We start from the raw sequence: 22,657 nt of genomic DNA on the forward strand, positions 1-22,657 counted from the left end.
TGGCCGGAAGCCGATGCACCCGGTCGAGTTTGCTCGGCGCGGACCCGGCAAGGGATGGGATGTCGAGCACGGGCGGATACCTCCGCTATGCGGAGTGCATCCGCTGTTCCACCGAAAGGCACGATCCCAGACCCGACACTCCTGGAGTCCCCGTGAACACGGCAGCGACCATCGTCCTGATCGTGGTGATCGTCGTCCTCCTCGCCGGCGCGGCCGTCCTCGTGGGCCGCCCGATGATGCGACGCAAGCACCTGCAGGGCCGATTCGGCCCCGAGTACGACAAGGCGGTCGAACAGTACGGCGACCGACGCGTGGCCGAACGCCACCTGGCCGATCGCGAGCGCAAGCACCGGGACCTCGACCTCAAGCCGCTGGAGCCGGCCGCGCGGGAGCAGTACGCCACCGAGTGGACCAACGTCCAGGAACGTTTCGTGGACGCCCCCGGCGACGCGGTGGCCGAGGCCGACGCGCTGATCACCCGGCTGATGCACGAGCGCGGCTACCCCACCGGCGCACACGACACGCGGATCGAACTGCTGTCCGTGGAGCACGGTCACACCCTCGAGCACTACCGCAAGGCGCACGAGATCGCCCGACTCAACGAGGCCGGCCGGGCCGAGACCGAGGACCTGCGCCAGGCGATGATCCACCACCGGGCCCTGTTCGACGACCTGTTGGGGCAGACGTACCGCCCCAGGAACAGCGCCGCGTCCAGGAGCACGCACGACCATCGGTCCGGCACGACGAACCCGACGGGCACGACCGGTACGACCACGACACCGGCCGAATACGACGCGCGGGCACCCCGCTTCGACACCACGAAGCCGGAGACCCGCTGACCGGGTACATCCCCGGGTAGGCATGGACAAAGCGGAAGACGAATCGGAAGACCGACCACACCGGAGCGGTCCCGAACGGGGGACGCTCGGAAGAACGGCGCCACGGCCAGTCGTACCGGACGAGAGGACCCAGACCGATGCGCAAGACGAACTCCCCGAACGCGCCGGGCACTTCCGGCGCTCCGCCGGAAGAAGCGCCCGTCGTCGAGCGCGACGACCGCGACCGCGCCGCCCGTCAGGCCCGGATCACCGACGGCCCGGGCCCGATCCCGCCCGCGCCCGCCGACCCGCCGCCGGCGCCGGCCGCCGACCTCCCGCACCGACAGCACGACGACGCGGAGCCGTACGGGACCTCGGTCCTGCCGGTGCGCGGCGCGGGCAAGGCCGGCACACCCGCGGCCTCGGCCGGTGCCGGGGCGCGGAGTGCGAGCGGTGGCCGGCCGGCCGCGCGGCGCACCCCCACGCGCCGCACCGCCGCCGACGACGCGCTGGTCGACCGGGTCACCGGCGAGGAGTTGAACGCCCGCCTCCGGGACACCCTGTCGACCTTCGTGGACAGCCCCGCCGAGGCGGTCTCCGACGCCGACGAGGTGACCGCGCAGGTGGCCAAGCTGGCGACCGACGCCATCCAGGCCCGGCGCGCCGAGCTGGAGCGGCTGCGGCGCGAGGCCGGGGACGACACCGAACAACTGCGGCTCGCCCTGCAGAAGTACCGGGCCTTCGTAGAGATGATGCTGAAGTTCTGAGGGCGGACGCGGTCACCGACGGGGACTGTCACCCACGTGGGTGACAGTCCCCGCCCGCGCCCTCGTCCGCGTCGGCGCCGATGTCCCCGCTCCCGGACCAGTGCAGCGCCACGTCCCGGGACAGCGCCCGGGCCGCCGTGGTCACCGTCGGCACCAGCCGCCGCAGGTCGGCCGTACGCCGCCCGGTCACCAGGGACAACGCCGCGATCACCGTGTCGTGGCGGTCCCGGATCGGCGCCGCCACCGAGTGCGCCCCCACCGTCATCTCCCCCGACGTGGTGGCCACGCCGGTGCGCCGGACCTCGGCCAGGCATACCCGCAGCCGCTCCGGGTCGGTGATGGTGCGCTCGGTGTGCGCGGCCAACGTCTCGGCCAGCACCCGCTCGCGCACCTGCCGGGGCGCGTAGGCGAGCAACACCTTGCCGACCCCGGTGGCGTGCAGCGGCAACTCGACACCCACCCGGGTGACGATCGGCATCGAGCGGGTGCCGCGCAGACGTTCCAGATACAGCGCCTTGCCGTCGCGCAGCACCGCGAGCTGCACGTTCTCGTGGGTCGCCTCGTACAAATCCTCCATGTGCGGCAGAGCCAGATCGCGCAGATCGGTCGCGGCGTGCGCCTGCGCGCCGATGTGCCACAGCTTGACCCCGACCCGATACGACCCGTCGTCCAGCCGCTCCAGAAAACCCCCGCCGACCAGCTCGGCGACGAGGCGATGCCCGGTGGCGAGCGCCAGGTCGGCCCGCCGGCACACCTCCGTCAGGGTCAACCGGCCGTCCCCGGCCGCGAACGCGCCGAGGATGGCCATCACCTTGCCGGTCACGGTGACGGGTGTCATCGGCGGCCCTCCCTCACTCGCCGAGTTCGGCCCGGACCCGTTGCGCCACCGCGAAGGCGCTGTTCGCCGCCGGCACGCCGCAGTAGATCGCGGTCTGCAACAGCACCTCCTTGATCTCGTCCCAGCTCAGGCCGTTGGTCCGGGCCGCCTTCAGGTGCATCGCGAGTTCGTCGAGGTGGTGGCCGGCCACCAGGGCGGTGAGCGTGACGCAGCTGCGGGTACGGCGGTCCAGGCCGGGCCGGGTCCAGATCTCGCCCCACGCGTAGCGGGTGATCAGGTCCTGGTAGTCGGCGGTCAGTTCGGTGGTACCCGCGACGGCCCGATCCACATGCGCGTCGCCCAGCACCTCGCGCCGCACCCGCATCCCGTCGGCGTGGCTCATCCCCGCACCCCCGCCGTCAGGTGCGCCAGCATCGCCGAGGTGACCGCCTCGGCCTGCTGGATGTTCGCCAGGTGCGCGGCGTCGGCGACCTCCACCAGCGTCGCGCCGGGGATGCCGGCGGCCAGCTCGCGGGCGTGTTCGAGCGGCGTGGACGGGTCCCGCTCGGCGCCGATCACCAGCGTGGGCGCGCCGATCCGGCCCAGTTCGGCGCGCAGGTCGTAGCCCGCGAGCGCGTCGCAACAACCGGCGTAACCCTCCGGCGGGCAGGCGTACAACATCTCCAGGATCCGCCGCACCGCGGCCGGCTCCCGCTCGATGTACTCGGGGGTGAACCAGCGCCGGATCACCGTGTCGGCGAGTTGCCGCATGCCCTGCGCGCGCACCGTCGCGGCCCGCTCCCGCCAGCCCTCGGGCTCGCCGAATCGCGCCGAGGAGCAACACGCGATCAGCCCGGTCAGCCGCTCGGGACGATGCACGCCCATCCACAGGCCGACCGCGCCGCCGAGCGAGACACCGGCGTAGGCGAACCGCCCGATCCCGTAGGAGTCGGCCAGCGTCAGCACGTCGCCGACCAGGTCGGCGACCGAGTCGGTGCCCGGCACCGGGTGCGAGCGGCCGTGTCCGCGCAGGTCGTAGCGCAGCACCCGGTGATCCCTGGACAACTCCGGGATCTGCGCGTCCCACATGCCCAGTTCGGTGCCGAGCGAGGGGCCGAGGATCACCACCGGGGCGTCGGCCGGGCCGTCGAAGCGGTGGTTGAGCGTGGCGATCGTCATGTGACCTTCTCTGGGAACCTGAACACGGTGCGGTGGTGCGCGAGCGCCCGGTCGATCAGGGCCGGGGCGGAGCCGAGATGGCCGGCGGGGTCGAACAGCGTCTCGTCGGCCTCCCCCAGCACATCACGAAGGTGCCGGCCGGTTCGCGCCGAGGTCCGCGAGGCGTCGGTGAGCAGTCGGCGGGCCTGTGTCGCGCCGTACTCGGCGGTCAACTCCGCGACCAGCCGCTCGGACACGATCCGCCCTCCGGTCAGCTCCAGGTTGGCCCGCATCCGTTCCGGGAAGACGACGAGCCCTTCGGCCAGTTCGGCCGCCGTCGAGGCCGCGCCGCCCGCCAGGCGCAGTGCCGCGCGCAGCGGCTGCCACTCCGCGTGCCAGGCGCCGGCCGGGCGCTGATACTCGGCGCCCGCCGCCGAGGCGGCCAGGATCGAGGCGTAGCCGGGCACCTGCCGGGCGGCCGAGACGATCAGCACCGACAGCACCGGGTTGTGCTTGTGCGGCATCGCCGAGGACCCGCCGTGCCCGGCGCCGGTCGCCTCCGCCACCTCACCCACCTCGGTCTGGCCGAGCAGCGCGACATCACCGGCGAACTTGCCCAACGCGCCGGTGATCCGGACCGACGCACCGGCCAGGTCCAGGATCGGGGCGCGCAGCGTATGCCAGGGCAACACCGCTTCGGCCAGACCCAGTTCCTCGGCGAACGGGGCGAGCAGCGCGATCCCGTGCGGGCCGAGCGCGGCCAGGGTGCCCGCCGCGCCGCCCAGTTGCGCCGGCAGCGCGGCGCGGACCGCGCGGGTGTGCGCCCAGGCGTCGGTGACCGCGACGCACCACCCGGCCGCGACCAGCCCGAAGGTGGTCGGCACCGCGTGCTGGGTGAGCGTACGACCGGCCTGGAGCGTGTCGCGGTGCCGTTCGGCCAGATCGGCCAGCGCGGCGGCGGTGCGGGCCAGATCGGACAGCGTCGAGTCCAGGGCGCGGGCGGCGACCAGCATCGTGGCGCTGTCCACGATGTCCTGGCTGGTCGCGCCCAGGTGCACGTGGTCGGCGGCGGCCGGGTCGACGGCGCGCACCGCCGCTTGGAGGTCCTGTACGAGCGGGACCACCGGGTTGCCCGCGCCGCGCGCGCGACGGGCCAGGTCGACCGGGTCGAACGTGCCCCGGGTGCCCGCCTCGATCGCGGCGGCGGCCTCGGCCGGGATCAGCCCGATCCGGGCCTGGGCCCGGGCCAGCGCGGCCTCCACGTCGAGCAGCGCCCGCAGGTACGCGGCATCGCTCGTGGCCGCCTCGACGGGCGTCCCGGCCCGGACCGGTTCGAGCAGCCCCGCGTCGACCTCGTCGTACGCGGGATCGCGGTCGGGCACGCGGTTCCGGCCGGCCACGGGGTCACGGTCACACGGCAAGGAAAACGGTCTCCTGTTCGCCCTGGATGTGCACATCGAAGCGGTAGGATCCCGATTCCTCCCGCACGGCGATCAGCGTCTCATGCCGGCTCGCCGGAACCAGCGCGAACAGCGGGTCCGCGTGGCGATCGTCCTCGGGGAAGTACACCCGGGTGACCGCTCGGCGCAGCATGCCGCGCGCGAAGACCGACATGGCCAGGTACGGGTTCGCGTCGGCCCCGGGCGCGCCGGGCCGAACCGTGGTGAACGCGTAGCGGCCGAGCCGGTCCACCGCCGCCCGCCCCCACCCGGTGAAGGTCACCCCGTCGCGCGCGAAGGAGCCGGGCGCGCGGGGGATCCGGCCCGCCGCGTCGGCCTGCCAGATCTCCACGACGGCGTCCGGGACGGGCACACCCGCGCCGTCGTACACCGTGCCGTGCACCCGGATCGCGCCGGGCGCGTGCGGCGGGACCAGGTCCGGGCCGCCGGCGAAGGGCAGCGCGTAGCCGAAGAACGGCCCGACGGTCTGCGACGGGGTGAGCCCGCCGTCCGGGTTCGGCATGGCGCCCTCGGTACCGATCGGCCAGGTGTTCGTCGGCGGGGCGCTGTTCGGCGAGGTGTTGGTCGGCCGGGTGCTCATCGGTCCTCCGTCGGGGTCGCGCTCGCGCCGCCGAGCACGATGTCCCACCGGTAGCCGAGCGCCCAGTCGCTCACGGTGGTGTCCATGTCGAAGCCGGCGATCATCCGGCGGCGGGCCCGCTCGTCGCGGACCGAGTTGAAGATCGGGTCGTAGGCGAACAGCGGGTCGCCCGGGAAGTACATCTGGGTCACCAGGCGCTGGGTGAAGGCGGTGCCGAAGAGCGAGAAGTGGATGTGCGCGGGGCGCCAGGCGTTGTGGGAATTGCCCCACGGGTACGCGCCGGGCTTGATCGTGACGAACCGGTAGCGGCCCTCGTCGTCGGTCAGGCAGCGGCCGGCGCCGGTGAAGTTGGGGTCGAGCGGGGCGGGGTGGCGGTCGGCCTTGTGCGGGTAGCGGCCGGCCGCGTTGGCCTGCCACAGCTCGACCAGTTGCCCACGCAGCGGCCGACCCGACTCGTCCAGTACCCGCCCGCCGAGCACGATGCGCTCGCCGAGCGGTTCGCCGACGTGTTGCGCGGTGAGGTCGGCGTCGAGCGGGTGTACGTCGGCGAGGCCGAACACCGGGCCGGTGGGCTCGGTGGCGCCGCTCGGCGGGATCACCAACGGCTGCCGGGGGCTGCGCAGTTCGGTGCTCCGGTAGGCGGCGAAGTCGAACTCGGGCAACCGGAGCGGAGGTTCGGGTGCGGGACGAACGCTCGGACCGGGCCGGGCCCCGGGTGCGCGGCGGTCCGGTCGGCCGTCGATACGGTCGTGCGGGGTGGTCATCGGGCGTCTCTCCTCAGTTCTCCACCGTGACGGCCAGGCCCTGGCCGACGCCGATGCACAGTGCGGCCAGGCCCAGGCCGCCGCCTCGGCGGTGCAACCGGTGCGCGAGCGTGCCCAGGATCCGGGCGCCGGACGCGCCGAGCGGATGGCCGAGCGCGAGCGCGCCGCCGAGCGGGTTGACCACGGCCGGATCCACCTCGGGCCATTCGCTGAGGCAGGCGAGCGCCTGGGCGGCGAACGCCTCGTTGAGTTCGACCGCGTCCAGGTCGGCGAGGCCGCGACCGGCCCGGGCCAGCGCGCGCCGGCCCGCCTCGACCGGGCCGATGCCGAACCGGCGCGGGTCCACGCCGTGCACGCCGCTCGCGGTGATCCGGGCCAGCGGCGCGCGGCCGATGGCCCGCAGTCCCGCCGCGTCCGCCACGAGCAGCGCGGCGGCGCCGTCGTTGAGCGGCGAGGCGTTGCCCGCGGTGATCGTGCCGTCCGGGCGGAACGACGGCTCGAGCCCGGCCAGCACCTCGGGGGTGCTGCCGGGCCGGACCGACTCGTCCCGGACCAGGTCCACCCCGGGAACCGGGACCACCTCGTCGGCGAACGCGCCGGCGGCCCATGCGGCGGCGGCCCCGGCGTGCGACGCGGCGGCGTAGGCGTCCTGCGCCTCCCGGGTCACGCCGTATTCCGCGGCCAGTTGCTCGGTCGCCTCGCCGAGGCCGACGGTCCACTCGGCGGGCATGCGCGGATTGACCATGCGCCAGCCGAGCGTGGTCGAGTGCAGCGTCTCGTGGCCGGTGGGATAGCCCCGGCCGGGCTTGGCCAGCACCCACGGCGCGCGCGACATCGACTCGACCCCGCCCGCGACCACGATCGAGGCGTCGCCGACCGCGATCGCGCGGGCCGCCTGGATCACCGCCTCCAGGCCGGATCCGCACAGCCGGTTCACCGTGACGCCGGGCACCGAGGTGGGCAGTCCGGCGAGCAGCACGGCCATCCGCGCCACGTCCCGGTTGTCCTCGCCGGCCCCGTTGGCGGCGCCGAACACCACGTCGTCGACGCGCTCCGGGTCCAGGTCCGGCGCCCGGTCGAGCAGGGCGCGCAGCACGGTCGCGGCCAGGTCGTCCGGCCGCACCCCGGCCAGCGCGCCGCCGTGGCGACCGATGGGCGTGCGTACGGCGTCCACCAGATAGACGTCCTCGAGCCCGTTCATGCGCTCTCCCCTGCGGCGGCGATGTCGTACCGCCCACCGTGCCGCCTGACGCCCGACCGCCGGGCGCCCGGATTCCGCTCAGCGGAAGCGCGTGCTCCGGCCGGGAGTCGAACGTTTGCCCGGATCGCGCCCGTGGACGGCCCCGACTGGACTAGCCTTCGATCGCCCGTCGCGGGGCGCGCGGCACACCCACGGGGAGGACCGGCACATGGCAATGCGCAAGGCGACCATGCAGCGGCAGGTCGCGGAGGTGGTGGCCGCGGCCGTGCCCGGCGACGAACCGCTGTGCACGATGTTCGTGGTCCGCGGGCCGAACCCGATGTTGTTCGCGCTCTTCGGCGGCATCGGCGCGCTGATCGGGGCGTCGATGTCCGACTACTACTTCTTCACGGTCACCCGCCAAGGGGTGCTGTTCCACCGCGCGAGTTCGCTGAGCAGCAGGCCGAAGGAGGTGGCCTACGCGCTGACCCACGCGCAGGCCGGGGCGCTGTTGAGCGGGCTGGAGACGAAGACGACCTGGAGCCGGATGTTCTTCCACTTCCCCGGCAAGGACAAGCCCGCCAAGCTCAACTTCCCGCGCCCGTGGCGCACCGAGGGCGAGTGGATCTTCCGCTACCTCACGGACGCGTACGCGGCGTCCGGCGGCGTTCCGCAGGGCGGCGGCCACCCGGGCCAGGTGCCGCGGCAGTACGCGCCGCAGGCGGCGAGCCCGTACCCGGGGCAGGCACCGCAGCAGTACGCCGGCCAGGCGCCGCAGCAATATCCGGGCCAAGCCCCGCAGAACGGGTACTCGGGACAGGCACCCGGCCAGTACGCGCCGCAGCCTCCGCACCAGCCGCCGGGCCCGCCGCCCGGGCCGTACCCGGCACAGGGCTGATCCGACCCGGCGCGCCCCGGCCGAGGTCGGCCCGGTCCGGTCGGGCCCGGGTCGTCACCTTCCGCCCCCCACCGCCCGCTATCCGCTATCCGCGCAGCGGCAACGGCAGTGGTACGGCGGGCAGTCCGTCGATGCTCGCGACGTTGTGCGGCTTGTTGCCGAGGTATTCCACGAACTCCTCGTCGGTCTTGCGGGCCATGTACTCCTCGTGCAGGGTGCGCTCCTCGCGATAGTCCATGAACGGGACGGCGAACCCACAGGTGTCTCGGATCAGCTTCGCCCGCACCACCACCACCGCGCGCAGCCCGGCGGCATCCGCGGCACCGAAGCGGGCCACCAGGTCGACGAAGCGCGGGTCGTCGCGGAAGATCGGCTCGCCCGTGCCGTGCACCCGGACGATCTTCGGCGGCCCCTCGAACGCGCACCACATCAGGGTGATCCGGCCGTTCTCCCGCAGGTGCGCGATGGTCTCGGCGTGGCTGCCGCCGAAGTCCAGGTAGGCCACGGTCCGTTCGTCCAGCACGACGAGGGTGCCGGCCCGCCCCTTGGGCGACACGTTGACATGGCCGTCGTCGGCGAGCGGCGCGCTCCCCACGAAGAAGACGGGTTGGTCCTCGATGAACTTGCGCAGTCGGTCGTCGATCCGCTCGTACGTTTTTCCCATGTCCGCATTATCCGAACATGGGTTCGTCGGGCCCACGCAATAACAGGACCGTCTCGGAACCCGGACGCCGATCCCGACATGCGGACCTCCGTCACGTACCCGACCGGCATCGATCCGTCGCGGCGGCGCCCGATGGGTGCGAAGCCCCGAGGCGTCGCGACGTCAGTACGCCCGGACCGCCGCCCGCACCCCCGCGAGCGCGGTCGGCGCCACCGAGACCGCGTCGCAGCCGAGCCGAACCAGATGCGGCAGGACCGCCGGATCCGCCGCCGCGTCGCCGCACAGCGACACCGCGCGCCCGTGCGCGTGGCCCGCCCGGATGGTCTGCGCGATGGCCTCCAACACCGTCGGGTGCGCGGCCGACGCGGGCGTCAGCCGGGGATCGTCCCGGCTGAGCCCAAGCAGTCGCGAGGTGAGGTCGTTGGTGCCCAGGGACAGGAAGTCGGCGTGCTCGGCGAGATCGTCCACCTGGTCCAGCACCTGGGGCAGTTCGACCATCGCGCCCAGCGGCGGCGGGACCAGGCCCAGGCTCGCGCACGCGTCGGCGAGCAGGCCGCGCACGTGCTTGATCCGCCGGGGGTGGTCGACCATCGGCAGCAGCAGTGCCACCTCGACCCCCGTGTCGCTCGCCGCGCGCATCACGCCGCGCAGTTGTGCGGTCAGCGCGTCGGGCCCGGGCAGCGTGATCCGCCGGTCGCGCAGGAATGGGGGGCGTTTGTCGCCGGTGAAGTCCAGCGTGCGCACCACCACCAACCCCGGCGGCACCGCGGCCAGCACGGGGGCCAACATCGCCACGTGCCGTTCCTCGTCCGGCCAGCCGGACTCCTCGGTCAGGAACGGCAGTTCGGTACGCAGCAGGCCCACCCCCTCGGAGCCCGCCTCGCCCGCCGCGAGCGCGTCCGTCACGGTCGCCACGTTGGCCCGCACCCGGATCCGGCGCCCGTCGCGGGTGATCGCCTGCCCCGCGCCGCCGCCGGGCACCCGCCGCGGCGCCGGGATGGTCCGTACGCCCGCGCCCGCGTTGGCCTCGACCGTGCCCGCCTCGCCGTCCACCAGGATCAGGTCCTCGGCCAGCTCGGCCAGCGCGGCCACCGGGATGCCGAGCACCAGCGGGATGCCCAACGAGCGGGCCACGATGGCCAGATGCCCGGTCGGCCCGCCCCGCTCGGACACCGCCGCCGCCGGCCGCGCGCCGCGCAGCAGGTCCATCGCGGCCAACTCCTCGCCCACCAGCACCGCCGGCGCCCCGCCCGGCGGTGCGCCGCCCGTCGGGTCCTCGCCGCGCAGCAGCGCCTCGGCCTGGCGGCCGATGTCGCGCACGTCCACCGCCCGCTCGGCGAGCAGTTCGTCGTCGAAACCGGCCACCACGTCGGCGAATTCGCGCACCGCCTCGGCGAGCGCGTCGATCGGCGCCAGGCCCGCCGCGAGGTGTCGGGCCACGCCGTCGCGCAGCTCGCGATCCCGGGCGATGAGCGCGGCGAACTCGACGATGTCGGCCTCCGCCGCCCGTCCGCGCGTGCGCAGCGCCCCGGCCAGGTCGTCCATGTGCCGGGCCACGATGTCCAGCGCGGCCGGGACCTCGGTCGGCGGCGCCGGGTCCGGCCGGGCGGCCGGTGCGCCGACCCGGGCCGCCACGAGGCGGCCGACCGCGGACCCCGGCGCGGCTCCCGTGCCGCGCAGTACCGCGCTCACGCGACCCGGATGCGGTCGCGGCCGGCGCAGTGCAGCTCTCCCACGGTGCGTCCTCTTCCTTCCACGTCGTCCACCCGCCGCGGGCCGACACATGCGCCCACGGGCACGCGAGTTCGACCCGACGGCCGACAAACCGCCCGGTCCAGGCACACAGTCTGGTGGACACGCGGACGCTGTCCAGCCGAGCCGCCCACAAAGCGGGCGGAACCGACGACCGATCCCGTCGGCCACGCGACAGCCGTGCGCGATCGCCCGCGCCGCGGCGCGGCGTCGGCCGATACGGCGAACGCGCCGCCTGCCGGGTCAGGCGGTGTCGTCGGCCTCGCGGTAGCGCACGGCGGAGAGGTCGTCGACGAAGCGGCCCATCAGCGCGCCGAGGGCGGCGAGGTCCTCGTCGGACCACCCGGACAGCGCATCCTCGAAGTGCCGGTCCCGCACCCGACGCAGCCGGCGCACCACGCCGCGGCCCTTGGGGGTGAGGCCGACCCGGGTGATCCGGCCGTCGCGCGCGTCGGTGGTCCGGGTGACCAACTCGTCCGCCTCCAGCTTGCGCAACTCCCGGCTGACCAGCGACATGTCCATCCGGGCGAGCTTGGCCAGATCGCCGATCGCCAGGCCGCCGCCACCCGCCTGCAACCGGGCCAGCAACACCACGGCCGGCTGCGAGACCTGGGCGCGCGAGGCGCTGGTGAGTTCGCCGTGCACGCGGCGGCTCTGCTGGAGCCGGATCAGGCGTTCGAGCGCGGTCTGGACGTGGTGCCGCGACTCCTGTCGTTCCGGAGTGGGCGACTCGGCTGACGGGGTCACTGGACGAGTCCTCCGGGAGGGAAGCAACGCCGTACGGTTTCGTATGGCGGAGGCGGGCGTTCCACAGTCTAGGTCCGTGCCCCCACCGGTCGAAGGTAATTGATGGAGTCCAGCATTGACACGTGTAGGGGCCGGTGGTTGGCTGCGCGCGTCATGATCGACGCCGGGCCCAGGACCGTCGTCGAACCGATCGATTCCCCCGGGAGAGCCGCGTGTTCGCACTCGACGGCAGGGCCGCGCTGGTGACCGGCGCGGGGCAGGGCGTCGGCGCGGGCATCGCCCGACTGCTCGCCGCGCAGGGCGCGATCGTGGCCGTGAACGACCTCGACGCCGAGCGCGCCGAGCGGGTCTCGACCACGATCCGGGACGCCGGCGGGCGGGCGTACCCCGCCGTATTCGACGTCACCGACCCCAGGGCCGCGCTTTTGGCGATCCGCGCCTTCGAGCGCGCCGTCGCGCCGGTCGACATCCTGGTCAACAACGCCGGCAACGGCGGCGCCGAGGGGTTTCGCCCGACCCGGTTCCGGCAGACGGTGCCCGAGGACTGGCAACGCTTCGCCGACGTCAACCTCTTCGGCGTGATGGCGTGCACCAAGGCGGTGCTCGACGGGATGTGCGCGCGCCGCTTCGGACGGGTGATCACCATCGCCTCGGCCGCCGGGGTGAGCGGCCAGGCGTTCGGCATCTCGCTGTACGGGGCCGCGAAGGGCGGCGCCATCGCCTTCATGCGCCACCTCGCGATGGAGACCGCGCGCGACGGCGTGACCGCGAACACGGTCGCGCTCGGCCTGATGGACCCACGCCCCAGCGGTCGCGAACTCGCGCACACCGCCGAGCAGGCCGAGCGCATACCGGTGGGGCGCCTGGGCACCCCCGAGGACGCCGGCGCGATCTGCGCGTTCCTCGCCTCGACCGAAAGCGCCTGGATCACCGGCCAGACCCTCCAGGTCAACGGCGGCGCGATCACCACCTGACTCCCGCGAAATCGCGCCCGCACCCCTGGATCGCCGGCCGCATGTGTGCTGCACTGATTACCGAACCCGCGAGTAACAACGCGCGATCGGAGTGGGCGGCATGACGGCCGAGACGGCTGAACCGAGCACGACCGACCCGAATCCCAGGGCGTGGCCCGCCGACGTCCCGCTCGCGGACCTGGACTTCTGGTCGGGCCCGCCGGCCGCCCGCGAGCGGGGCTTCGCCCGACTGCGCGCCACCTGGCCGATGCCCTACTACCCGGAGCCGGAGAGCCCGCTGGAGCCCGGCCCCGGCTTTTGGGCGCTGACCCGGCACGCCGACGTCGCGGAGGCGACCCGGCGCCCGGAGGACTTCTGTTCGGGGCGGGGCGCGACCCACATACCCGACTTCCCGCCGGGCTTCGGCGAGTTCTTCGGTTCCATGATCGAGATGGACGACCCCAGGCATCAGCGGCTGCGCCGGATCGTCGCCCGCGCCTTCACCCCCAGGATGATCAAGCAGTTCTCCGAGGACGTGGACCGCACCGCCCGCACCATCGTCGACGACGTGGCCGAACGCGGCTCCTGCGACTTCGTCACCGACGTCGCCGCCCGCCTGCCGCTCGACGTGATCTGCGACATGATGGGCGTGCCGAGCACGGACCGCCGCTTCGTCTTCGAGCGCTCCAACGTGATCCTCGGCGTCGCGGACCCCGAATACGTGCCCCAGGAGGGCGGCGTCCACATCGAGGCGCTGCTCACGGCAGGTGCCGAACTCGCCCGACTGATGGGCGATCTGGCCGAGTTCCGGCGTACCACCCCCACCGACGACGTGACCTCCGCCCTGGTCAACGCGGAGATCGACGGGGAGAGCCTGAGCGCGGACGAACTGGCCTCGTTCTTCATCCTGCTGCTGGCCGCCGGCAACGAGACCACCCGCAACGCGATCTCGCACGGACTGTGGCTGCTGACCGAGAATCCGGACCAACACCGGTTGTGGCGCTCGGACTTCGATCGATACGCGCCGACCGCCGTGGAGGAGATCGTGCGACTGGCCTCGCCGGTGGTGTGGATGCGGCGCACCGCCGTCCGGGACACCGAGTTGAACGGCAAGCAGGTCCGGAACGGCGACAAGCTGCTGCTGTTCTACTGGTCGGCAAATCGGGATGAAACGGTGTTCACCGACCCGACCCGATTCGACCTCACCCGCGACCCGAACCCCCACGTCGGCTTCGGCGCGCGCGGACCGCACTTCTGCCTCGGCGCGCACCTGGCACGCCGCGAAATCACCCTGCTGTTCCGTGAGTTGCTGCACCGACTGCCGGACATCCGAGTGGTGGGCGAGCCGCAGCGATTGCGCTCGATGTTCATCAACGGCATCAAACACATGAACTGCGAGTTCACCCCCACCCCACGAACCCACCCCGAAGCCTGACCACAAAACCAACCCCGGTCCACAACACCACCAGAGCAAACCACCCGGTGCGCGGCCGACCCCACCCCGACGCAACGGCGAGCGCGACGCGGCCACAACCGACCGCGCCACGAGCAAAGCGCAACGCGACCCGAACCCGAGGCCACGCAGCGGCGGAGCGCAGCGCAGCCGCAACCCACTACGCCACCGGTGCGGCGCGGCGGAACCGGCAACCAGGCGCCGCGCGGCGGCAACGCCCCCTCGCCCTTCCGCCCCCCGACGGAGCGCAGCGGAGGAGAGCCACTTCGCCTCATCCCCGATGCGGGCCCGTCCGGGTGTGCCCTCACCCGACGCGGACCCATCTGCTCACCCTCACGACTCCGGCCGAACCTCGACGGCCGAGCTGCCGGGTTCGTGGTTGCGCGCGGAGTGGCCTCCCCTTCGCTGCGCTCCGTCGGGGGCGTTGCCGCTGCGGCGGCGCCTGGTGGTTCCGGTGGCACTGCGCTGTACCGGTGGCGCAGCGGGTCGCGGCTCCACTTCGCTCCACCGCCGTGTGGTGCCAGGCTGCGGTTCCGTTTCGCTTCGCTGATGGCGGTGGGTTGCGGATGCGCTTCGCCTGACCGTTGCATGGTGTCAGGCTGCGGTTCCGTCTCACCGGCGGCGCAGTGGGTTCCGGTTCCCCTTCGCTCCACCGCTGCGCGGCATCGGGTTCCGGTTCCATGCCGCTTCGCCGGTGGCGCTGCGGGTCGCGGCTTCGCTCGAATCAGCGCTCGGACGTCGATGGCCCGGTCTCGGCTGCGGGTTCGGCTGACGTCCCGGGCGCGGAGTCGCCTTCCGGCTCGGACGCGGGTTCGGCTTCGTCCTCGGACGCCGACTCGGCTTCGCCGTCGGGCCCGCCGTCCGGCCCGGACTCGCCCTCCGCATCCGACCCCGCCGTGGGCGCCGGCTCGGCCTCGCCGTCGGACTCGTCCCCGGCCGTTGCCTCTGCGCCGGTCGTGGCATCGGCCCTCGACCCCGCCCCGCCCCCCGCCTCCGCCGCAGCCGGTTCGGTCCCCGATCCCGCACCCGGCTCCGCCCCGGCGCCCGATCCCGCACCCGGCTCCCCATCCGACTCCGCCGCCGATCCGACCTCGGGAGCCCTCGGCGGAGCCGGGACCGCCGACGTCGGGTCGATCAGCGCGTCGATCCGCTCGGCGGCCGGCAACTCGCCTCCGGGGGTCACCGCGTCCACCACACCCGGCAGCGTCGCGGCCAGCGCGGCGGCGGTCTCCTCCTTGGTCAGACCCGCCCGACCGGCCAACCGGACCATCTCGTCCTCACCGAGCGCGTCGGTGAGTTCCTTGCCGCTCACCGGCTGATTGCGCCCGGTGTCCACCCACGACCGGGCCTGCTCGTCGAGTCCGCCGTCCCGCAGCCGCTGCACCAGCGCCGCCAGGCCGCCGGAGCCGCCCTGTCGGCTCAGCAGACCGAGCAACACCCCCGCCAGCGCCCCGTTCCGATTGCCGCCGGGCCCACCGAGCAGGTTGCCCAGGATGCCGCCGAGTCCGCCGGGGAGGCCCATTCCGCCGCTCATCCGTCTTCTCCCTGCACAGGTAGCCCGATCAGGCTCCCATAGTGGGGTAAATGGGATAGTAGTTCGCGGTGGGCACGTCGGCAGTACGCCCATCGGGCGACGAGTCGATCAGCGGGTCGGGTCGAACAGCACCTTGAGGCAGCCGTCCGTACGATCCGCGAAGGTGCGGTACCCGGCCGCCGCCTCGCTCAGCGGCATCCGATGGGTGAACACGTCGACCGGGATCAACCGGCCGTACCGGATCAGCGGGATCAGCGTCGGCCACGTGGCCGCCACCGGCGCCGTGGTGAAGCGCAGCGTGACATTGCGGATCAGCAGCAGCGGCACGGCGATCGGAAACGCGAAGTTCGCGTCCACCCCCACCACCGAAACGGTGCCCGAACTGCGCACCGAAGCGATCGCCGCGCTCAGCGTCGCGTCCTGCCCGACCGCCTCGATCACCGCGTCCGCCCCGAGCCCGCCGGTGGCCGCCCGCACCTGCTCGGCCAGGTCGCCCCGGGTCGCGTCGATCGGCTCCGCGCCGAGGCGTTCGGCCATCGCGAGTCGCTCGGGCACCCGGTCCGCGGCCAGGATCCGCCCCGCGCCGAGCACCTGGGCCGCCTGCAGCGCGTACAGCCCCACCGGACCGAGCCCGATCACCAGCACCGTGGCGCCCGGCGAGATGTCGGCCCGGGTCGCCGCCGTCCAGCCGGTCGGCAGCGCGTCGGTGAGCAGCACCGCGTGGTCCACCGAGACGTCCTCGGGCACCGGCAGGAGCCACGCGTCGGCGGCCGGCACCGCCACCGCCTCGGCATGCCCGCCCGGCAGCCCGACGTCGCCGCCCAGCACCCGCACACCGCCACCCACACAGTCGATCGGATTGCCGGCTCGACACCCCGCGCACCGCCCACACCCGATCACCGGCGACACCAGCACCCGATCGCCCACTGCGATCCGGCCCACGTCCGCGCCGACCTCGACCACCGTGCCGACCACCTCGTGCCCCGGGCGCAGCCCGACGGCCGGGAACTCGCCCTCGTAGAAGTGCAGATCGGAGCCGCACAGGGCACTCGCGGTCACCTGGACGATCGCCCCGTCCGGACCGGCGAGCACCGGGTCCGCGACCTTTTCCACGCTCACGTCCCGGGTTCCGTTGACGACGACGGCACGCATGTCCACTCCCTGACTGGTTCGGATGCCCGTCCTCCGGCGCCACGCCCGACGCCTCCGGTAACACTGTTACAGAAGCCGTGTGAAGCCAACCCCCGACAGCCCCGAAACCGCCCGGCGTGACGTTCGTCCCACGGCCCGCCGAGCCGCGCGCGCACGTCGGTACGGTGATCTCCATGTCGCTGTCGCAAGCCCTGCGCGGGCACGCCCGGGGCGCCCTCTCCCGCGCCGCGCACCGAGGCTGGCGGGCACTGCAGCGGGCGGGCGCGATCACCTCCGAGCAGCCCGGTCCGTACCGGTTCCGGCGGCTGGGCGCGGACAGCAAACTGGCCTTCCCGGTCGGCTCGGTGTTCGGCGAGGAGTGGATCACCGTGGGCGCCGGCTGCATCATCGGCGAGCACGTCACGCTGTCCGCCGGCCTGGCCCCGGGGCACGACCTGGGCAGCGCGGCGGTGGTCACCATCGGCGACCGGTGCACGATCGGGCGCGGGAGCCACATCGTCGGGCACCGCTCGATCACCATCGCCGACGACGTGTGGACCGGGCCGTACATCTACATCACCGACCAGAACCACAGCTACGCCGACCCGGATCGCCCGATCGGCACCCAGTGGCCGATCAACGACACCGTGGAGATCGGCGCGGGCAGTTGGCTCGGCGCGGGCGTGATCGTCCTGCCCGGCGCCAAACTCGGCCGCAACGTGGTGGTCGCCGCCGGCTCCGTGGTGCGCGGCACGGTGCCCGACCACAGCGTGATAGCGGGCGTGCCCGCGAAGGTGGTCCGCCGGCGCACCGAAACCGGCTGGGACCCGCCGCTGCGGCACACCCCCACGCCGCTGCCGGACGGAATCACCCACGACGAACTGGTCGCCCTGCTCACCGAGTACGACGCCTCCGGCGGCCAGTAGGCGCGTCGGTGCGCCCATGGGTTCCACGTGAAACCGCCGTGCCCGGGTGGCCGGCCCCGCGTCGACACGCGGGGCCGGCCACCCGATCCGACCCCGCACGCCCGACCCGACCCGATCCGACCCGATCAGATCCGGCCCGGGTTACACCGTCACCCGGTCACGCGCTCACGCCTTCAGCCCCGACAACCGCAACTGCACACCCACCGCGTCCAGCACCCGCGACTGCTGCCCCCGCTGCCACCCCGGCACCGTCCAGTCGGCGTCGAGCATCGAGACGGACACCGACCCCTTGCCGATCGCGGTGGTGTCCGCGTTCCGCACCGGCTCGTCCACGTTCGGCGCCAGGCCCAGATCCAGCTTGTAGCAGGTGTCGCAGGACGGGTCCTTGACGTAGCTCACCGCCAGGAAGTCGGCCTCGCCCACGTTCGTCATCTCCACCCGGCCGGTCGGCTTGGCCGGATAGTTCACGTTGAGCGTGGTGTGCGCGGGCAGCAGCGGGCCGTTCCGGCGCGCGGTGGCCGCCAGCCGGTTCACCAACTGCGTCGCGAAGGCCGTCGCCTGCGGCATCTGCGGGAACGGGTTGCGCGGATCGGCGGTGCTGTACTCGGCGCTGAACGCCACCGCCGGGATGCCCTTCTCCGCGGCGGTGATCGACGCGCCGACCGTGCCCGAGTGGTTCGTGGTGGCGCCGATGTTCTGCCCGGGGTTGATCCCGGTGACCACCAGGTCCGGCTTGCGGTCGCGGAAGACGTTCGCGAGCCCGAACGAGACCGAGTCGGCGGGCGTGCCCGCGACCGACCAGATGCCGGGCTCCACCTCGGCCGCCTTGACGATCGAGCCGGGCGTGGCGTTGATCCCGGTGCCCTTGCCGGACTGGTCCGTGGCGGGCGCGACGATCACCGCGTCGTGCCCGGCGGCGCGCAGCGCCTTCTGCAGGGCCCGGATGAACGGACCCTGGTGCCCGTCGTCGTTGCTGATCAAAATGCTGAGCCTGCGCGGCGCCTGCGCACCGCGCGCGTCGTCGCTCGCGACCGCCACGGGCGCGCTCGCCGCGAGCAGCGCGGCGGCGGTCACCCCCACCGCGAGGGTCACCACACGTTTTCCACCGGATATGGCCATCTCGTCCTCCGTAGGCAAGAAGGTCTGCACGCGCCGAACCGCCCCGCGCGACCGACGTGATCGGTGTCGCGGGTTCCCCGTGCGCAACGCGGAACGGCTGGGCGAAACCGTGTCGCCCCGACCTGGAACGGTGGGCGAAGTACGGGTCGAACGACGTGTACGGAGGGGTGAATCGGACGGGATGCACCCTGCGATTCGACACGTGTCAGCCGGCGGATAGCGAAAATAGGGTCATCGGTCGGACATTGCAATGGGCACGCGCGGGCGATTCGGCCCACCCCGCACTGCCGGGACGGTCCGACCGCGCCGCCCGAAGTCCCGCTGCACCACCGTGATCTGACGCCGCATCAGTCTGCCGATGGGCCGACCGGGCCCCGGGCGCACCCGCGCGCGCCGGGCCCGGCCGGCCCGTCGGCGTCGACGGTCCGGCCCGAAACGGTCACCGACGCCGACGCCGACGTCCTCCACTCGGACCCCGCCGAGGCCGGCACCGGCCGAATGCCTCCGGTCGATGCGGGCCGGGTGGTCCGGTAGCCGCCCCACGCGTGCCACTTCCGGAATTCAACATCATTGCGGTCAAAACGTGCTCAAGCACCACACGTGACACGCCATCTCGTCCCCAGTGTCATCCGAAAAGATCACCGCACGGATAACACCCCGGTATCGGGGGCAGTAAACCCGCCATGTTGGGGCTGCCGAACACCATCCACGCGCTTCTCTTCGACCTCGACGGGGTCCTCACCCAAACCGCCAAGGTGCACGGCGTCGCCTGGAAGGAGACCTTCGACCGCTTCCTGCGCGAACGCGACGGCGCCGGCTTCACTCCGTTCGATCCCAGACGTGACTACGACACGTTCGTGGACGGCAAGCCGCGCCTGGACGGCACCCGCTCCTTCCTGGAGTCGCGCGGCATCGAACTGCCCCTGGGCGACGAGGGCGACCCGCCGGGGAGCGCCACCGTGTACGGCCTCAGCAACGCCAAGAACGACCTGGTCTTGCGGCTGATCCACGACGGGGGCGTGGAGGTCTATCCCGGCTCCGTGCGCTACGTGCACGCCGCTCGGGCGGCGAAGCTGCCGTGTGCCGTGGTGTCCTCCAGCGCCAACTGCGAGGACGTGCTGCGCGCCGCGGACATCTTCCACCTGTTCGACGCCATCGTCGACGGCCTGGTGGCCAAGCGCGACCACCTCGAGGGCAAACCCGCGCCCGACACCTTCCTCGCCGGGGCGAAGGCGCTGGGCGTGGCCCCCGCGCACGCGGCCGTGTTCGAGGACGCGCTGGCCGGCGTCGCGGCGGGCCGGGCAGGTGACTTCGGTCACGTGGTCGGCGTGGACCGGGTCGGACAGGCCGAGGAACTGCGCAGGCACGGCGCGGACGTGGTGGTATCGGATCTCGACGAACTCCTCGACCACCCGAGCGGCGACACCGCCGACGTCACCGGCAGCGACACCGGTGGCGACCGAAGCGGTGACCCGGCGACCGGGCGGCCCTCGGCGGAAGGCACGGCATGAGCACCCCACACCCCTACACCGTCGAGCCGTGGGGCATCACCGAACAGACCCTGGACCCGGACCACCTGCCCCAGTCGGAGTCGGTGTTCGCGCTCTCCAACGGCCACATCGGACTGCGCGCCAACCTCGACGAGGGCGAACCGCACGGCCTGCCCGGCACCTACCTCAACGGCGTCTTCGAACTGCGCCCGCTGCCCTACGCGGAGGCCGGATACGGCTACCCCGAGTCCGGCCAGAGCGTCATCAACGTCACCAACGGCAAGATCATCCGGCTCCTGGTCGACGACGAGCCGTTCGACCTGCGCTACGGGCAGACCCAGGACCACGAGCGCTCGATCGACTTCCGCGAGGGGGTGCTGCACCGCCGCGCGTTGTGGACCTCGCCCGCCGGCCGCACCGTCCGGGTCACCTCCAGGCGGCTGGTCTCGCTCACCCAACGCTCGATCGCCGCGATCGAGTACGAGATCGAACCGATAGACGGCCCCGCCCGAATCGTGCTCCAGTCGGAACTGGTCACCAACGAGGAACTGCCGCTGCCGAACGCCGATCCGCGCGCCGCCGCCGTCCTGGAGGCGCCGCTGCGCGCCGAAGAGCACACGCACAACGGCGGCAAGGCGATCCTGGTGCACCGCACCGAGCACAGCGGACTGCGCGTCGCGGCCGGCATGGACCACGAGATCGACGGTCCCGAGGGCATGTACATGGAGACCGAGAGCGCCCCCGACCTGGCCCGGTTCAGCGTGACCACGGTGCTCGACCGGGGCGCCAAGCTGCGGATCGTCAAGTACATCGCCTACGGCTGGTCCTCCACCCGCTCGCTGCCCGCGCTGCGCGACCAGGTGGCCGCCGCGCTGACCGCCGCCCGCTACACCGGGTGGGCCGGTCTGGTCGCCGAACAGCGGGGCTACCTCAAGGAGTTCTGGGACAACTCCGACATCGAGGTCGAGGGCGACGTCGAACTGCAACAGGCGGTGCGCTTCGCGATGTTCCACGTGCTCCAGGCGGGCGCGCGGGCCGAGGAGCGGGCCATCCCGGCGAAGGGGCTGACCGGGCCGGGCTACGACGGGCACTGCTTCTGGGACACCGAGGTGTTCGTCCTGCCGGTGCTCACGTACGGGCTCCCGCACGCGGTCGCCCAGGCGCTGCGCTGGCGGCACTCGACGCTGCCGCTGGCCCGCGAACGCGCCGCCCAACTGGGCCTGCGCGGCGCGCTGTTCCCGTGGCGGACGATCCGCGGCGAGGAGTGCTCGGGCTACTGGCCCGCGGGCACCGCCGCGTTCCACATCGGCGCGGACATCGCGGTCGCCGTCGCGCGCTACGTCCGGGCCACCGGTGACCGGGACTTCGAGCGCGACTTCGGCTTGGAGATCCTGGTCGAGACCGCGCGGATGTGGCGCTCGCTGGGCCACCACGACGCGGCGGGCCTGTTCCGGATCAACGGGGTCACCGGCCCGGACGAGTACAGCGCGCTCGCCGACAACAACGTCTACACCAACCTCATGGCGCAGTCGAACCTGCTCGCCGCCGCCGACGCGGTGGGACGGCACCCGCACGAGGCCCGCGCCCTGGAGGTGAACACCGAGGAGGCGGCGAGTTGGCGCGACGCGGCGAGCGCGATGTACATCCCCTATGACGAGGACCTGGGGGTGCACCCGCAGGCCGACGGCTTCACCAAGCACCGGATCTGGGACTTCGAGAACACCCCGCCGGACCACTACCCGCTGATGCTGCACTACCCGTACTTCGACATCTACCGCAAACAGGTCGTCAAGCAGGCCGACCTGGTGTTGGCCATGCAGGTGCGCGGGGACGCGTTCACCGACGAGCAGAAGCGGCGCAACTTCGACTACTACGAGGCGCTGACCGTACGCGACTCGTCCCTGTCGGCCTGCACCCAGGCGGTCATGGCGGCCGAGGTCGGCCATCTCGAACTGGCCCTGGACTACACCGCCGAAGCGGCCCTGATGGACCTGCACGACCTGGCCAAGAACACCAAGGACGGCCTGCACATGGCCTCCCTGGCGGGCACCTGCGTGGCGCTGGTCGCGGGCTTCGGCGGGCTGCGCGACCACGGCGAGCGCATGTCCTTCAAGCCGCGCCTGCCGGTCGGGCTGACCGCGCTGCGCTTCTCGTTGTCGGTGCGCGGTGCGCGGCTGCGGGTGGAGACCACCCACGAGCGCACCACATACACGCTGCGCGAGGGCGCCGAGATCCCGTTCCTGCACCACGGCGAGGAGCACACGCTGGTCCCCGGCAAGCCGCTGACGCTCGACATCCCGGAGCTCACCCGGGACACCCCGCCGGGACAGCCCGCGGGCCGGGTCCCGGTGCGCCGCCAGGGCGTCCCGGACGCCCACCCCACCGGGCCCAGCCCGGGCTGATCGCGGCGGGTGTCCCTGGCCTTGACGTCCGCGTCAAGGTCTAC

At 73.1% G+C, this 22,657-nt stretch carries 19 protein-coding genes and 1 pseudogene; 8 read left to right on the forward strand and 12 right to left on the reverse strand.

Features of this window, described 5'->3' with window-relative positions:
• Positions 1-152 precede the first annotated feature (152 nt).
• Positions 153-839: a hypothetical protein gene (locus B4N89_RS12585; protein ID WP_078975947.1), complete on the forward strand. Its 687-nt coding sequence runs from the start codon at positions 153-155 to the stop codon at positions 837-839.
• 137 nt (positions 840-976) lie between these two features.
• Positions 977-1,585: a hypothetical protein gene (locus B4N89_RS12590; RefSeq protein WP_078975948.1), complete on the forward strand. Its 609-nt coding sequence runs from the start codon at positions 977-979 to the stop codon at positions 1,583-1,585.
• A gap of 28 nt (positions 1,586-1,613) precedes the next feature.
• Here B4N89_RS12590 and B4N89_RS12595 read toward each other — a convergent pair whose 3' ends face one another.
• From B4N89_RS12595 to B4N89_RS12625, 6 genes and pseudogenes are all read right to left on the reverse strand, one after another.
• Complete coding sequence (locus B4N89_RS12595; protein WP_078975949.1) at positions 1,614-2,423, reverse strand: IclR family transcriptional regulator; 810 nt, start codon at positions 2,421-2,423, stop codon at positions 1,614-1,616.
• A gap of 13 nt (positions 2,424-2,436) precedes the next feature.
• A pseudogene (pcaD, locus tag B4N89_RS12605) lies at positions 2,437-3,581 on the reverse strand (3-oxoadipate enol-lactonase).
• On the reverse strand, positions 3,578-4,960 hold the full coding sequence (gene pcaB, locus B4N89_RS12610) for a 3-carboxy-cis,cis-muconate cycloisomerase (protein ID WP_235618591.1): 1,383 nt from the start codon (positions 4,958-4,960) through the stop codon (positions 3,578-3,580). Before pcaB ends, pcaD begins: the two are co-directional and overlap by 4 nt.
• 10 nt (positions 4,961-4,970) lie before the next feature.
• Positions 4,971-5,522 (reverse strand): protocatechuate 3,4-dioxygenase subunit alpha, encoded by a 552-nt coding sequence (gene pcaG, locus B4N89_RS12615; RefSeq protein WP_078979310.1) that lies wholly within the window; start codon positions 5,520-5,522, stop codon positions 4,971-4,973.
• 74 nt (positions 5,523-5,596) lie between these two features.
• Positions 5,597-6,364: a protocatechuate 3,4-dioxygenase subunit beta gene (gene pcaH, locus B4N89_RS12620; RefSeq protein WP_078975953.1), complete on the reverse strand. Its 768-nt coding sequence runs from the start codon at positions 6,362-6,364 to the stop codon at positions 5,597-5,599.
• A 13-nt stretch (positions 6,365-6,377) separates the two neighbouring features.
• The gene (locus B4N89_RS12625) at positions 6,378-7,565 is read right to left on the reverse strand and encodes a thiolase family protein (RefSeq protein WP_078975954.1); all 1,188 of its coding nucleotides are present in this window, start codon (positions 7,563-7,565) and stop codon (positions 6,378-6,380) included.
• A 208-nt stretch (positions 7,566-7,773) separates the two neighbouring features.
• Here B4N89_RS12625 and B4N89_RS12630 point away from each other — a divergent pair, with 208 nt between their 5' ends.
• Positions 7,774-8,442 carry a hypothetical protein gene (locus B4N89_RS12630; RefSeq protein WP_078975955.1) on the forward strand — a complete coding sequence of 223 codons (669 nt, stop codon included), beginning with the start codon at positions 7,774-7,776 and terminating at the stop codon, positions 8,440-8,442.
• Between the two features lie 85 nt (positions 8,443-8,527).
• On the opposite strand, the gene B4N89_RS12635 is transcribed toward B4N89_RS12630, so the two are convergent.
• The 3 genes from B4N89_RS12635 to B4N89_RS12645 all read right to left on the reverse strand — a co-directional run bounded on the left by B4N89_RS12635 (position 8,528) and on the right by B4N89_RS12645 (position 11,605).
• Complete coding sequence (locus B4N89_RS12635) at positions 8,528-9,106, reverse strand: pyridoxamine 5'-phosphate oxidase family protein (RefSeq protein ID WP_078975956.1); 579 nt, start codon at positions 9,104-9,106, stop codon at positions 8,528-8,530.
• A gap of 162 nt (positions 9,107-9,268) precedes the next feature.
• Positions 9,269-10,798 carry a putative PEP-binding protein gene (locus B4N89_RS12640; RefSeq protein WP_078975957.1) on the reverse strand — a complete coding sequence of 510 codons (1,530 nt, stop codon included), beginning with the start codon at positions 10,796-10,798 and terminating at the stop codon, positions 9,269-9,271.
• 303 nt (positions 10,799-11,101) lie between these two features.
• Complete coding sequence (locus tag B4N89_RS12645) at positions 11,102-11,605, reverse strand: MarR family winged helix-turn-helix transcriptional regulator (RefSeq protein ID WP_235618592.1); 504 nt, start codon at positions 11,603-11,605, stop codon at positions 11,102-11,104.
• Between the two features lie 212 nt (positions 11,606-11,817).
• Here B4N89_RS12645 and B4N89_RS12650 point away from each other — a divergent pair, with 212 nt between their 5' ends.
• A complete protein-coding gene (locus B4N89_RS12650) occupies positions 11,818-12,579 on the forward strand; it encodes an SDR family NAD(P)-dependent oxidoreductase (RefSeq protein ID WP_078975958.1) in 762 nt (253 codons plus the stop codon).
• Between the two features lie 100 nt (positions 12,580-12,679).
• Entirely contained in the window at positions 12,680-13,993 is a 1,314-nt protein-coding gene (locus B4N89_RS12655) for a cytochrome P450 (RefSeq protein WP_078979312.1), read from the forward strand.
• 742 nt (positions 13,994-14,735) lie between these two features.
• Here B4N89_RS12655 and B4N89_RS12660 read toward each other — a convergent pair.
• Together B4N89_RS12660 and B4N89_RS12665 are read right to left on the reverse strand one after the other, a co-directional pair.
• Positions 14,736-15,545, reverse strand: a complete 810-nt coding sequence (locus B4N89_RS12660) for a YidB family protein (protein ID WP_161500706.1) — start codon at positions 15,543-15,545, stop codon at positions 14,736-14,738.
• A 108-nt stretch (positions 15,546-15,653) separates the two neighbouring features.
• Complete coding sequence (locus B4N89_RS12665) at positions 15,654-16,697, reverse strand: zinc-binding dehydrogenase (protein WP_078979313.1); 1,044 nt, start codon at positions 16,695-16,697, stop codon at positions 15,654-15,656.
• Between the two features lie 173 nt (positions 16,698-16,870).
• Here B4N89_RS12665 and B4N89_RS12670 point away from each other — a divergent pair, with 173 nt between their 5' ends.
• Complete coding sequence (locus B4N89_RS12670) at positions 16,871-17,602, forward strand: acyltransferase (protein WP_078979314.1); 732 nt, start codon at positions 16,871-16,873, stop codon at positions 17,600-17,602.
• 165 nt (positions 17,603-17,767) lie between these two features.
• Here B4N89_RS12670 and surE read toward each other — a convergent pair whose 3' ends face one another.
• Positions 17,768-18,721: a 5'/3'-nucleotidase SurE gene (surE, locus tag B4N89_RS12675; RefSeq protein ID WP_143657939.1), complete on the reverse strand. Its 954-nt coding sequence runs from the start codon at positions 18,719-18,721 to the stop codon at positions 17,768-17,770.
• Positions 18,722-19,404: 683 nt separating this feature from the next.
• Between surE and B4N89_RS12680 the strand changes: the two genes are divergently transcribed.
• A complete protein-coding gene (locus B4N89_RS12680; protein ID WP_078975961.1) occupies positions 19,405-20,232 on the forward strand; it encodes an HAD family hydrolase in 828 nt (275 codons plus the stop codon).
• Positions 20,229-22,613, forward strand: a complete 2,385-nt coding sequence (locus B4N89_RS12685; protein ID WP_078975962.1) for a glycoside hydrolase family 65 protein — start codon at positions 20,229-20,231, stop codon at positions 22,611-22,613. Before B4N89_RS12680 ends, B4N89_RS12685 begins: the two co-directional genes overlap by 4 nt.
• Positions 22,614-22,657: the final 44 nt, after the last annotated feature.

Origin of the sequence: Embleya scabrispora, assembly GCF_002024165.1 — a bacterium.
In the GTDB taxonomy this organism is placed as follows: domain Bacteria; phylum Actinomycetota; class Actinomycetes; order Streptomycetales; family Streptomycetaceae; genus Embleya; species Embleya scabrispora_A.

Coding starts and splice junctions, on each gene's coding strand:
- B4N89_RS12590 (WP_078975948.1), top strand. CDS start 977: ATGCGCAAGACGAACTCCCCGAACGCGCCGGGCACTTCCGGCGCTCCG.
- B4N89_RS12595 (WP_078975949.1), bottom strand. CDS start 2,423: ATGACACCCGTCACCGTGACCGGCAAGGTGATGGCCATCCTCGGCGCG.
- pcaG (WP_078979310.1), bottom strand. CDS start 5,522: ATGCCGAACCCGGACGGCGGGCTCACCCCGTCGCAGACCGTCGGGCCG.
- pcaH (WP_078975953.1), bottom strand. CDS start 6,364: ATGACCACCCCGCACGACCGTATCGACGGCCGACCGGACCGCCGCGCA.
- B4N89_RS12625 (WP_078975954.1), bottom strand. CDS start 7,565: ATGAACGGGCTCGAGGACGTCTATCTGGTGGACGCCGTACGCACGCCC.
- B4N89_RS12630 (WP_078975955.1), top strand. CDS start 7,774: ATGGCAATGCGCAAGGCGACCATGCAGCGGCAGGTCGCGGAGGTGGTG.
- B4N89_RS12635 (WP_078975956.1), bottom strand. CDS start 9,106: ATGGGAAAAACGTACGAGCGGATCGACGACCGACTGCGCAAGTTCATC.
- B4N89_RS12655 (WP_078979312.1), top strand. CDS start 12,680: ATGACGGCCGAGACGGCTGAACCGAGCACGACCGACCCGAATCCCAGG.
- B4N89_RS12660 (WP_161500706.1), bottom strand. CDS start 15,545: ATGAGCGGCGGAATGGGCCTCCCCGGCGGACTCGGCGGCATCCTGGGC.
- B4N89_RS12665 (WP_078979313.1), bottom strand. CDS start 16,697: ATGCGTGCCGTCGTCGTCAACGGAACCCGGGACGTGAGCGTGGAAAAG.
- B4N89_RS12670 (WP_078979314.1), top strand. CDS start 16,871: ATGTCGCTGTCGCAAGCCCTGCGCGGGCACGCCCGGGGCGCCCTCTCC.
- surE (WP_143657939.1), bottom strand. CDS start 18,721: ATGGCCATATCCGGTGGAAAACGTGTGGTGACCCTCGCGGTGGGGGTG.
- B4N89_RS12680 (WP_078975961.1), top strand. CDS start 19,405: ATGTTGGGGCTGCCGAACACCATCCACGCGCTTCTCTTCGACCTCGAC.
- B4N89_RS12685 (WP_078975962.1), top strand. CDS start 20,229: ATGAGCACCCCACACCCCTACACCGTCGAGCCGTGGGGCATCACCGAA.